The sequence below is a fragment of the Armatimonadota bacterium genome (genome assembly GCA_025059775.1).
Classification (GTDB): Bacteria; Sysuimicrobiota; Sysuimicrobiia; order Sysuimicrobiales; family Sysuimicrobiaceae; genus Sysuimicrobium.
This window is the reverse complement of record JANXCW010000008.1, coordinates 108,637-119,426: the sequence shown is the minus strand read 5'-3', so window position 1 is coordinate 119,426 and position 10,790 is coordinate 108,637. Positions and strand designations below refer to the sequence as shown.

12 protein-coding genes and 1 tRNA gene are annotated in these 10,790 nt (G+C 69.0%); 5 read left to right on the top strand and 8 right to left on the bottom strand.

Annotated elements, in window-relative coordinates; translation table 11 throughout:
* From N0A24_07785 to N0A24_07775, 3 genes are all read left to right on the top strand, one after another.
* The coding region (locus tag N0A24_07785; GenBank protein MCS7173277.1) for an L-glutamate gamma-semialdehyde dehydrogenase at positions 1 to 153 on the top strand (153 nt) is incomplete at its 5' end.
* A gap of 36 nt (positions 154 to 189) precedes the next feature.
* Positions 190 to 264: transfer RNA gene (locus N0A24_07780), tRNA-Ala, on the top strand.
* A gap of 190 nt (positions 265 to 454) precedes the next feature.
* A complete protein-coding gene (locus N0A24_07775; protein ID MCS7173276.1) occupies positions 455 to 835 on the top strand; it encodes a VOC family protein in 381 nt (126 codons plus the stop codon).
* Positions 836 to 839: 4 nt separating this feature from the next.
* Here the strand turns inward: N0A24_07775 and N0A24_07770 are convergent, their stop codons facing one another.
* Together N0A24_07770 and N0A24_07765 are read right to left on the bottom strand one after the other, a co-directional pair.
* Complete coding sequence (locus N0A24_07770; GenBank protein ID MCS7173275.1) at positions 840 to 1,883, bottom strand: GGDEF domain-containing protein; 1,044 nt, start codon at positions 1,881 to 1,883, stop codon at positions 840 to 842.
* 38 nt (positions 1,884 to 1,921) lie between these two features.
* Positions 1,922 to 2,692 (bottom strand): LamB/YcsF family protein, encoded by a 771-nt coding sequence (locus N0A24_07765; protein ID MCS7173274.1) that lies wholly within the window; start codon positions 2,690 to 2,692, stop codon positions 1,922 to 1,924.
* 109 nt (positions 2,693 to 2,801) lie between these two features.
* Here N0A24_07765 and N0A24_07760 point away from each other — a divergent pair, with 109 nt between their 5' ends.
* On the top strand, positions 2,802 to 4,769 hold the full coding sequence (locus tag N0A24_07760) for an ATP-binding protein (protein ID MCS7173273.1): 1,968 nt from the start codon (positions 2,802 to 2,804) through the stop codon (positions 4,767 to 4,769).
* Here N0A24_07760 and N0A24_07755 read toward each other — a convergent pair.
* The 3 genes from N0A24_07755 to N0A24_07745 are packed head-to-tail and all read right to left on the bottom strand — an operon-like array spanning position 4,735 to position 6,572.
* Positions 4,735 to 5,592, bottom strand: coding sequence for a VOC family protein (locus N0A24_07755; protein MCS7173272.1), 858 nt, complete (start codon positions 5,590 to 5,592; stop codon positions 4,735 to 4,737). The genes N0A24_07760 and N0A24_07755 overlap by 35 nt on opposite strands.
* Positions 5,593 to 5,595: 3 nt before the next feature.
* Complete coding sequence (locus tag N0A24_07750; protein MCS7173271.1) at positions 5,596 to 6,237, bottom strand: MBL fold metallo-hydrolase; 642 nt, start codon at positions 6,235 to 6,237, stop codon at positions 5,596 to 5,598.
* A complete protein-coding gene (locus N0A24_07745; GenBank protein ID MCS7173270.1) occupies positions 6,234 to 6,572 on the bottom strand; it encodes a hypothetical protein in 339 nt (112 codons plus the stop codon). The genes N0A24_07750 and N0A24_07745 overlap by 4 nt, the downstream gene beginning before the upstream one ends.
* 97 nt (positions 6,573 to 6,669) lie before the next feature.
* On the opposite strand from N0A24_07745, the gene N0A24_07740 reads away from it, so the two are divergent.
* The gene (locus N0A24_07740) at positions 6,670 to 7,563 is read left to right on the top strand and encodes an EamA family transporter (protein MCS7173269.1); all 894 of its coding nucleotides are present in this window, start codon (positions 6,670 to 6,672) and stop codon (positions 7,561 to 7,563) included.
* Here the strand turns inward: N0A24_07740 and N0A24_07735 are convergent.
* From N0A24_07735 to N0A24_07725, 3 genes are read right to left on the bottom strand one after another with little or no spacing between them, the layout of a single operon-like run.
* Entirely contained in the window at positions 7,560 to 8,303 is a 744-nt protein-coding gene (locus tag N0A24_07735; GenBank protein ID MCS7173268.1) for a glutamine amidotransferase, read from the bottom strand. The two genes, N0A24_07740 and N0A24_07735, sit on opposite strands and share 4 nt — an antisense overlap.
* A gap of 1 nt (position 8,304) precedes the next feature.
* Positions 8,305 to 9,687, bottom strand: a complete 1,383-nt coding sequence (locus N0A24_07730) for a Mur ligase family protein (GenBank protein MCS7173267.1) — start codon at positions 9,685 to 9,687, stop codon at positions 8,305 to 8,307.
* Positions 9,688 to 9,724: 37 nt separating this feature from the next.
* Positions 9,725 to 10,525: a LysM peptidoglycan-binding domain-containing C40 family peptidase gene (locus tag N0A24_07725; GenBank protein MCS7173266.1), complete on the bottom strand. Its 801-nt coding sequence runs from the start codon at positions 10,523 to 10,525 to the stop codon at positions 9,725 to 9,727.
* Positions 10,526 to 10,790 lie beyond the last annotated feature (265 nt).

The window sequence follows — 10,790 nt, the reverse complement described above, 5'->3', positions numbered from 1 at the left end:
AACCTGTACATCAACCGGAAGTGCACGGGAGCCCTGGTGGGCGTCCACCCCTTCGGGGGCTTCAACATGAGCGGAACGGACGCCAAGGTGGGGGGCCCCGACTACCTCCTGTACTTCCTGCAGCCCAAGGTCACCAGCATCAAGTACCGGTAGAACCGCCGCGGGCCCTGGTATGATGAGACAGGAGACGGGGACGTAGCTCAGCGGGAGAGCACCTGGTTTGCAACCAGGGGGTCGCCGGTTCGAATCCGGTCGTCTCCACCAGATCCCGGAGGACCGCTGCGGAAGCCCGTTTCCCCAACCTGCAGTCCTCCAGCCGGCTTGCGGTTTGGACTCGTCCGCGGACGGCAGGTTCCCGTACGCATCCCGAAGGGACCCAGCCGGTGGCGCCGTTGTCCGTGACCAGGGTGGTATCCTGAGGGGGGTCGAAGCCTACACCGTTCGGGAGGATCCCGTGATTCTGGGTCTGGACAACGTGGGTGTGGCGGTCTCCGACCTGCAACGGGCGGTCTCCTTCTACCGGATGCTGGGATTCGAGCCCGACTACGTTACGGAGGATTCCGCCTGCCTCCGGGCACAGGGAGTGGCCCTGTACCTGTTCCGCACGGATGCTCCTCCTGCACCCCTCCGTTCCTTCGATCTCAAGGGGAACCCCCTGGGGCTGGATCACCTGAGCTTCCGGGGGGACGACGTGGACGCTGTCTGTGCCGCCCTCCAGGATCTCGGAGTCTCCATCGAGCGGCTCCCTCAGGACTACCCATGGGGCGCCCGGGCCGCCTGCCTGCGGGATCCGGACGGAAACTGCATCTGGCTTCTGCAGCGCAGGCCCGGGTAGCGGGCTACCCCCCGGACTCCACGGGTTGCGCCACCACCGCGTTGCGCCCACGCTCCTTCGCCCGGTACAGGGCCGCGTCCGCCCGGCGCACCAAAGCTCCCAGGTTATCGCTGGAGTGGAACTCCGCGACCCCGAAGCTCGCGGTGATGGAGCCGAGCTCCGTGCCCTGCAAGGCGATTTCCCTCCTCAGTCGCTCCGCCAGGTCCACCGCTCCCTCCAACGGGGTCTCCGGGAGCAGGAGCAGGAACTCCTCCCCGCCCCACCGGGCCAGGGAGTCCGCGGGTCGGATGACTCCCTGCACGATCCGGGCCACGCGCACCAACACCCGGTCTCCCGCGCTGTGCCCGTGGCGGTCGTTGATCCGTTTGAAGTGGTCCACATCGAAGAGCACCACGCTCAGGGGGTGCCCGTAGCGCCGGTGGCGCTCCGCCTCTATGTCGAAGGCCGCGAAGATCCCCCTCCGGTTCAATAGGCCCGTGAGGGGATCCGTGTTCGCCCGGGCTCTCTCGGCCGCCAGCTGCTCCTTGACCAGGGAGAGGACGTGCAGCCACGCGATGAGGGCCACGGCGAACGCTTCCATCCGGAGGAAGGCGATCACAAGGGGCCAGTGGGCGGCAGGCCTCACCAGCAGGGGCAGGGCTCCGAGGGCGAAGATGATGGCCACGGAACCCGCGGCCCCGGTGGCGCGCCAGGACTGGAAGAAGACGTGGGCGAGCACGCAGAGGGTCAACAGGACGGGGAACACCCCCTCCAGGAGTTCCTGTCGGGAGGCCAGGGGGTCCACGAGGCCGTACAGGGTATGGAGGAGGTAGGCAAGCCCCCAGGTGGCGAGAAAGGCGTAGAAAGCCCGTTCCAGGACGGTAAGCGGGATCCGTCGGGCGTACAGCAGCACGAAGGTGACCACCAAAGCACCGGCAAGGGCCGGGAACCCGAAGCGCACGAACCGATCCAGCTCCGCCCGCAGGACCCACGCAAGCCCGATGGTGGACAGCGAGACGGCGTAGACCACGAGATATGCCCTGCGCTTGGTACGCTCCAGCGGCTCCATCCGCCCGCCCTAGGGGCAGCCCAAGGGGCACGCCCCTCTCACAGCCACTCCCCCATGGGAAGCACCGTCACGTGGGCTTCCTCGAGGGCCGCCCGTACCGCCCGGGCCAGCTGCCCGGCTCCGGGAGTGTCCCCGTGAATGCAGAGCGTGTCCGCCTCCACCACCACCTGCCCGCCGTCTGCGGTCTCGATGGGCTCCCCGTACGCGAGGCGCACCGCCCGGCTGGCCACCGCAAAAGGCTCCACCAAAAGCGAGCCGGGCTCCTCCCGCGGCACGAGCGTCCCGTCCCGGCGATAGGCCCGGTCACAGAAGGCCTCCCGGGCTACCCGCAGCCCTGCTCCGCGGGCTATCCGCTCCAGCACGGACCCCGCGAGCACCACCAGGATCCGGTCCGCATACGCCCGCTGCACAGCCTCCACCACGGCCCGGGCCACCGTTTCCTCCAGGGCTGCGGCGTTGTAGAGGGCGCCGTGGAGCTTGATGTGCTGGAGCGAAGCGCCCTCCGACCGCGCGATGGCCTCCAGGGCCCCAATCTGGTACAGGCAGTAGGCGGTGAGTTCCTCGGGCTGCATGGGGATCTTGCGGCGTCCAAATCCCACGAGATCCGGATACCCCGGATGGGCCCCCACGGCCACCCCGTACGCCCGACACCGCCGCACCGCCCGCGTCATCTCCACGGGGTCCCCCGCGTGCATCCCGCAGGGGAGGTTCGCGGAGGTAATGACGGGGAGGACCGCCTCATCCTCGCCCAACCGCCACACCCCGAAGGACTCCCCGAGGTCGCAGTTGAGATCCACGATTCGCCCCATAGCCTCCCTCCTGGAGAGCCTTGTTTCCACGTGCGCCCGAGCTCCCCTGCACCTTCCTTGCCCGCGGACGTGGTTTTCCGGAAGATGGGAGGGAGCAAGGGCGTGGGGTATGCGGGCCGGGATCGGCTGGAAGATCCTCGCGGGATACCTGGCGGTTTCCTTCCTGGTCGGACTCGCCTTCGGTCTCTCCGCGCTCGCCACGGAGTGGATCGCGGATGCCGCCCGGAATCTCGACCGGGGTGCCCGGCTCACGGCCGCAGCCCTCTCCGCGCAGGTCCTCGCGGAGCGTCAGCTGTTCCTAGCGCTCCAGGGACGCGTCTTCCCTGCGCCGGAAACCGGGGTACAGTTCGAGCTCACCCGCCGCCTCGCGGAACGCGCCCTGGATACCATCCCGCCTCAACCAGAAGTACAGCCGCTTCTTGTCCGCATCCGGGCCGCGCAGGCCGCCTTTGCCTCCGCGGTCCGGGCCTTCCAGGAAAGCCCACCGGCCCAGGAGCGGGAAGCGGTCCGGAGGGTCCTGACCCGGTTCGCGGAGCTGCGGAGGCTTCTGCGGGATCTCGCGGCCCGCACCCCGGACCCGCTTGCAGAGAACGGAGCCGTGGCATGGTGGCTCGCGCAGAGATGGTTGCCGGATTTCTTCCGCCAGCAGCTGGAGCACACGCGTCACATGGCGGACCACACGCGGGCCCTCCTGGATTCCTACCGGTGGGAGCGAGCCTTCTGGGTCCGGTGCAACGCCCTCCTCGCGCTGGCCCTGGATCCCGCGACCCAACCCCTCTCCGCCCTCCCGGGCGCGGGGATCCCCACAACCGCCACGTGGCCGCGGGTCCCGGAAGCCGAGCCGCTCCTGGCGGAGCGGGCAGCCGCCATGGGCCGGTTCGAGGACTTCGTCCAGAAGGCCCTCGCACGCTACCGAACCGGGGGGTCGGAGGCCTACGCCGCCTTCCTCCGGAGCGCGCTCCCCGCGATCCTCGAGGACGTCCTGGCCCTCTCCACCTCCCTGCGGGCCGCGTTGGAGGTGGAGCGGACCCGGTTCCAGTCCGAGCTGGAGCGGGTAAACGCTTCAATCCTCGCTTTCACCCGCAGCCTCACCCGGGCAGCCATCCTTGCCCTGCTCCTGGGCCTGCTCACCGCCACCGTCCTCACCCGCAGCATCACCCGTCCCCTGGACGCCCTCGCAGCGGCCATGGACCGCGTGCGTCGCAACGACTTGGAGGTGCGCCTGGACGCAGGACGCCGCCGTGACGAGGTGGGGCGCATGGTGGAGGTGTTCAACGTCCTGGTCCGGGAACTCCGGGAGTCCCGCGAACGGCTGCGGGCGTACCAGGAGGATCTGGAGCGCATGGTGGCCGAGCGCACGCAGCAGCTGGAGCGGACACAGGCGCGGCTGGTGCAGTCCGAGAAGCTGGCAGCCCTCGGGCAGCTCGTTGCGGGAGTGGCCCATGAGCTCAACAACCCCCTCACCTCCGTGCTGGGCTATGCGCAGCTGCTGGAGGCCGGGGAGTTGGAAGGGGAGGATGCTCGCCGGGCTCTGGGAATCGTCCTGCAAGAGGCGGACCGGGCCCGCCGCATCGTGCAGAACCTCCTCACCTTCGCCCGACAGCAGGCCCACGAGCGCGGTCCTGTGGACGTCAACGCGGCCCTGGAGCAGACCGTGGCCCTGCGACGGTATGAGCTGGAGCGGGCCGGGGTGGAGTTCGTGCTGGACCTAGCCCAGGACCTCCCCCCCATCGAGGGCGACCTGTACCAGCTCCAGCAGGTCTTCTTGAACCTCATCAACAATGCAGCCCAGGCTCTGGCGGGAGGCCGCGGGCGCATCGAGATCCGTACCACCCACCGGGAAGGCCGCGTGGTTGTGGAGGTGGCGGACACGGGCCCCGGAATTCCCCCCGAGCACCTACACCGCATCTTCGATCCGTTCTTCACCACCAAGGACCCGGGGCAGGGCACGGGGCTTGGGCTGAGCATTTCCTATGGGATCGTCCGGGACCACGGGGGTGAGATCTACGCGGACAACCGCCTGGAGGGCGGTGCCCGGTTCGTCATCGAGCTTCCGGTCGCTGCGCCGTCAAGTTGACCTCCACACGGGCGGGGTCCACGAGTACCAGGTCGCCATCCCGTGTCCCGTACGGCACCTCCCGGGCCCGCAACCAGATCTCCAGGGCCGCAAGGGCCTCCGGGGGAACCCACCACGTGTAGGACAGAAGCCCTGTAGCCCCCTCCGGTGGCCAGCGCCGCGGTCCCCACACGTTCAAACCCACGTGGTGGTGGTATCCCCCGGCCGCGAGGAAGAGGGCCCCGGGATAGCCCCGTTGGGTGACCTGCAGCCCCAGGATCTCCGCATAGAAGGCTTCCCCGCGCGAGAGATCGTCCACGCGGAGGTGAACGTGCCCGAGCCGGGTCCCGGGGTCGAGGGGCCCGGCTTCCCTGGCCTCCTGTAGGAGGCCAGGGACGTCGAGGGGGCGGGTCACCATGACGATCTCCCCGTCCCGACGCGGCCAGGAGGCAGGCGGACGGTCGCGGTAGAGCTCCACGCCGTTCCCCTCGGGGTCCGCCAGGTAAAAGGCCTCCGATACCCCGTGGTCGCTTGCCCCCTCAAAGGGCCAGTTCGCGAGGAGCAGCCGGCGCACCACGCGGGCGAGGGAGGCGCGGTCGGGGAGCAAAAGGGCAAAGTGGTACAGCCCCACGGCACCCAGGGGATGGAGGGGGGAAGAGGGGCTGTGGACCAGGGTCAACTGGAACCGCCGGCCTTCCGGCGCCAACCGGACCTCTTCCCCCCTGCGCCCTACCTCCCGCAGGCCCAGGAGTCCCTCGTAGAACGCCCGCATCCGATCCAGGTTCTGGACCCGGAGAGCGAGGGCCACCAGGGAGGCTTCCGGCGGCATCCGGAAGCGCATCATGGCTCAGTCCCGCGTCCGCACGAGACCCACAAGGAAGGGATTGCTCAGTCGCTCCCTCCGGACGGTGGTGGGCGGGCCGTGTCCGGGATAGAGCACGGTCTCCTCGGGAAGGGTGAGGACCTTGGTGCGGATGGTCTCCATTAAGGTGTCCCAGTCCCCGCCCGGCAGGTCCGTGCGTCCCACGCTTCCCGCGAAGATCACATCCCCCACAAACGCACACCCCGGGCCCACCAGGATCACGTGGCCCGGGGTGTGCCCGGGGGCCGAAAGCACCCGCAGGCTCAGCTCGCCCACCTGGAGGACGTCTCCCTCCTCCAGGAACCCGTCCGGATCCGGAGGGGGATCCACCACCACGCCCAGCAGAAGGGCGGAGGCGCTCGCGTTCCGGATGAGCTCCAGATCCCCGGCGGGCGCGAGGAATCGGGCGCCCGTGGCCTGCTGGAGTGGCCGTACCGCCCCCACATGGTCCCAGTGGCCGTGGGTGGCCACCAGGGTCTCCACCTGGAGGTCGTGGTGGCGCAACAGCTCGAGGATCACGGGGGCGTCGCTTCCAGGATCCACCACCACCGCCCGTCGGGTCTTCTCGTCCCCCAGGAGGTAGCAGTTGGTCCCGATGGGACCTGTCGGAATCTGCTCCAGGATCATGGCTTGAGCACCTGTTGGAATCTGGGAATGCCCCGCGCGGACCGGTCCACCCGCTCCTGAATGTCCAGGAACCGCTCCAGGTAGCGACGGGCCCGGCGCATGTACTCGTAGGTCCGCTCCTGCCAACTGTCCGGTTCTACCACTTCCGCGGGCATGCACAGGAGGCTGTGGGCTCTCTGCAGCCGCAGAACGTATTCGTAGCACGGATAGGGCTTCTCCTGGAACTGGACGGTGCGCGGATCCAGCTGCAGCCCTGCGGCCTGGGCGGCCTCCACGAGCCTCCGGACGGCCTCCTGCATGGGCACAGGACGCACCCCCCGTTCCCTGGGTTCCATCCCACACCTCCGTCTCGGGCCACTCCCTGCAAAGTATAACGTCTCCGGGCACGAGGAGTTTCCGGCCCAGGACGCGAACCCGCCCTCCGTGCATCCGGTGAACCGGACCGGGGACCTTCTTGTCCTCGCGGCCGCGGTGCTATGGGGCACCATGGGGATCGCGGTACGCTGGACGGACGCGGCAGGAGTGGGCGCCTTCGAGGCCTCCGCCTGGCGGGCGGGGATCGCGTTCGTGGGGATGCTGGGAGTGACCTCCCTTACAGGACCCCACCGCTTGCGGGTGCGTGTACGGGACCTCGGCTTCTTCGCCGCGTACGGGTTCGTGAGCATCGCCCTCTTCTTCCTCGCGTACTTCACCGCCATCCGCCTCAGCTCCGTGGCCACCGCGGCCATCCTGCTGTACACCGCACCCGCATGGGTGGCGGTGATCGCACGAGTGGTGCTGGGAGAGCAGCTCGGCGCGCGGAAGGGGACGGCGCTGGGGCTGGCCTTCTGCGGGTGTCTGCTGGTGGTGCGGGCCTACGATCCCACTGCCCTCCGTCTGAACCTCCCCGGAGTCCTGGCCGGGCTCGCCGCGGGACTCACCTACGGGCTGTACAGCATCTTCGGGAAGCTGGGCCTGCGGCGGTACGACCCACGAGCGGTGCTCACCTACGCCTTGGGATTCGGAGCCGTGTTCTTAGTGCTCCTGGGGCTTGCTGCGGGAGTTCCCCTGGAGCGCTTCTCCCCCCACCACGTGATGCGGGCAGCCGGCCCCGTTCTCTACCTGGGGGTGGTTATCACCCTCCTCCCCCAGTGGCTGTACATCACCGGACTGCGGCACGTGCCCGCGAGTCGCGCAAGCCTCGTGGCCACCGTGGAGCCCGTGGTGGCCGCTCTGAGCGGGTACGCGGTGCTGGGGGAAGGCCTGCATCTCCCGCAGATCCTGGGCGGAGCCTTGATCCTTGCCGCGGTCCTCCTGGTCCAAGGCAGGGAGACACCAAGTACCTAGCGGTTCCGCACCCGGGCCCGGATCAGGGCCACCCGACGGGCCGCCTCCTCAAAGCGATCGTCCAGCGGCGCAAGGCCAACCTCCCCGTAGCGGCGGCGGAGGCTCAGCCGGATCAGGTGATCCGCAAACCGCGGGTTTTTGGGGAGTACCGGGCCGTGCAGGTATGTGCCGAAGACCGTCCCGCAGACTGCCCCCTCCGTACCGTCCTGCCCGTTGTTCCCGAACCCCACCACCACCCGCGCGAGGGGCTGGACCCCCGGTCCCAGACGCGTCCGGCCCCCGTGGTTCTCGTATCCTACCAAGGTCCCGATCCCGGGAAGCGTGCACTCCGCCACCACATCGCCCACGAACCGCACGGCCCGGGGACCTGGATGCTCCGTCACCGCGTCCAGCACCCCCACACCCGGCAGGACCTCCCCCTCCGCGGGCCGATACGCGCGCCCCAGAAGCTGATATCCCCCGCACACCCCCAGGATCACCACGCCCCGGGCAGCCGCCGATCGCAGCGCCTCGGCCTTCTGCTGAAGGTCCCGGGAGACGAGGGCTTGCTGGCGATCCTCCCCGCCCCCCAGGAAGATGAGGTCATGCGCCTCCGGGTCCAGGACTTCTCCCAACCGTACGGGGGTGACGCGCACCGCGATCCCCCGCCGCTCTGCCCGCCACCGCAGGCAGAGGAGGTTCCCCCGGTCGCCGTAGAGGTTCAGGAGGTCTGGATAGAGATGCGCGATCCGCAGCTCCACCTCAAGCCTCCCAGAAATCCGGAGCAACGCCCTCCCGCTGCAGGATCCGCCGCAGCTCCAGCATGGCGGTGTAGGTGGGGAGCACGAGCAGGGTTTCCCCTTCGGGGACACCCTGCGCGGCGGTGTGCAGGGCCCTGGCGAGATCCGGCTCCACCACCAGCCGCTCCTCCGGGATCCCCGCGTAGCGGAGCCGCAAAGCCAAGTCCGTGGCCCGGAGGCCGCTGGCAACGATGCGCTTCGGGGAATCCTGCAGCCCCTCGAAGTCCACGTCCCACAACCACGAGACGTCCCGCCCGTCCGCGGTCCGGTCGTGGATAGCCACCAGGAGGGATGCAGGAGGGTGGCGGGCCACCATTCGCAGCAGGGCGTTGAGTCCCGCGGGGTTCTTCGCGAGCAGGATCTCCAGCTCCCTCCCACGCCACCGCAGCCGCTCTGCCCGACCGAAGGCAGGTCGGAAGCCCTTCAGGGCCCGCTCGAGGGCGCCCCCGGAAACGCCCAGGGAAAGCGCGGCTGCGGTGGCCGCGAGCGCGTTGTACACGTTGTACAGGCCCGGAAGAGGAATCCGCACCCGCAGGCATCCCCCGGGCCAGACCACGCTCGCCTCCGTTCCCCGCATCCCGTCCAGGTGGATCGCCTCCGCGTACACCGCGGGATCCGGCCGCCGCACCCCGCACCGCTCGCACCTGTACCGACCAGCGTGGGAGAGGTACACCACCTGGTAGGTGTACGGAGCCCCGCACCGGTAGCAGTACCGGACATCCGCGGCGTCCTCCAGGGTCTCCAGCCCACAACGTTCATCCTCCACCCCGAAAGGCACGGTGGCCTGCGGCAGATCCCGAGCCACCTCCGCCACCTGGGGGTCGTCCGCGTTGAAGCACACGATGGCTTCCGGAAGCCCTTGGAGGGCGGTCCGCCATCGCCGCGCCACCGCCTCCACCTCGCCGTAGCGATCCAGCTGGTCGCGGAAGAGGTTGAGGAGGACCACCACCCGGGGACGGAGGACCGGAAGGAGGAGGGGGAACGCGGCCTCGTCCACCTCAAATACCCCTACATCCCCCTGCACCCGGGCCCGTAGGTCCGCGGCTCCCACCAGGGCGGAGGCAATGCCCGCGGGCAGGTTCGCCCCCGCCCGGTTGTGCACCACACGCAGACCCGCGGCTTGGGCCATCTCCGCTACCAGACGCGCGGTAGTGGTCTTCCCGTTGGTTCCGCTCACCGCCACGATACCCCTCGGGAGCTGGGAGGCGAGGATTTCCACGATCCCAGGGGAAATCCGCCGGGCAAGCCGTCCTGGAAGCGTAGTCCCCCCGCCCCACCGCAGGCCACGGCTCACGTGGGCCGCGGATCTCGCGAGGAGGATGGCGAGGCGCAGGCGTACGGACACTCTCCAGCCCCATCCTACCAGGGATGGGGCTGGGTTCTCAGTATGCCCGGCGAGCACCTACGAAGCGGGCCCGGTAGTAGCCGTCCTGCAGGGAGTCGATCCGCACCCGTCCCCCCGCGGAGGAGGCGTGGATGAAGAAGCCCCCGCCTAGGTAGATCCCTACGTGGGAGGGGCCAGGGCGGTACGTGGTGAAGAAAACAAGATCTCCCGGCTCCGGGGGGGAGACGGGCCTTCCTACCCCGAACATCTCAAAGGAGGTGCGGGGAAGGAAGAGCCCGAACTGCCGGAACACGGCGTAGACGAACCCCGAGCAATCGAACCCGCTGGCGCCCGTACCTCCCCATCGGTACGGCACTCCCAGGAACCGTCGGGCGAAGACCGCCAGCACCGCTCCCCGCGAGGAGGGGGAGGCCGGCCGGAACCGTGGGCCCGCGGGGGGAGAGGCGAGCACCTTCAACCGCTGCCCGATCTGCAGAGGGCCCTCCACCGGGATTCCGTTCAGGGCCGCGAGGCGCTCGGGGGTTGTCCCGTACCGGTGGGCGATGCGCCAAAGGGTGTCCCCGGGCCGCACCTCGTACACGGATCCCTCCGGCCGGGTCGCACTCTCACCCACCCGCCCCGGGATCCGAAGCACCTGCCCGGGCCGGAGCACATCCGGGTCCACAAGCCCGTTGGCCTCCGCCAGGGTTCGCGCGCTGATCCCGAAGCGCGCTGCGATCCGGGTAAGAGTGTCTCCCGGCTGCACGGTGTACAAGGGGCCTTGCGCGAAGGCTCCGGAGGAACCCAGGAGGATGAGGCACAGGGAAGCTAGCGCGGCCATCGCCTTTGGCCAGTGCATCGCCATCCCTCGCTCGGGAGATTTCGGGCCCCACCCATTCGGGCCCATAGACGTTTGCCAAAGTTCGCCCCGAGCAATGGGGGATCCTGCATCAATGGGCCAGACGGGCCATAAAAAGCCATAAAATTTATGAATTTATGAAAGATCAAAGGTTGGGACAGCGGGGGGGGGGATTTTTAAAATTTTTTATGATTCAGGAGCCCGGGTATCGGGGAGAGGGTTCGGCGGGTTAGGCCTGAGAACGGGCCGGGCAAAAGTTGCCCGG

Excerpts from the sequence above, each read along its gene's own strand:
- N0A24_07770 (MCS7173275.1), bottom strand. The coding sequence starts at position 1,883 with ATGGAGCCGCTGGAGCGTACCAAGCGCAGGGCATATCTCGTGGTCTAC.
- N0A24_07765 (MCS7173274.1), bottom strand. The coding sequence starts at position 2,692 with ATGGGGCGAATCGTGGATCTCAACTGCGACCTCGGGGAGTCCTTCGGG.
- N0A24_07760 (MCS7173273.1), top strand. The coding sequence starts at position 2,802 with ATGCGGGCCGGGATCGGCTGGAAGATCCTCGCGGGATACCTGGCGGTT.
- N0A24_07755 (MCS7173272.1), bottom strand. The coding sequence starts at position 5,592 with ATGATGCGCTTCCGGATGCCGCCGGAAGCCTCCCTGGTGGCCCTCGCT.
- N0A24_07750 (MCS7173271.1), bottom strand. The coding sequence starts at position 6,237 with ATGATCCTGGAGCAGATTCCGACAGGTCCCATCGGGACCAACTGCTAC.
- N0A24_07745 (MCS7173270.1), bottom strand. The coding sequence starts at position 6,572 with ATGGAACCCAGGGAACGGGGGGTGCGTCCTGTGCCCATGCAGGAGGCC.
- N0A24_07725 (MCS7173266.1), bottom strand. The coding sequence starts at position 10,525 with ATGCACTGGCCAAAGGCGATGGCCGCGCTAGCTTCCCTGTGCCTCATC.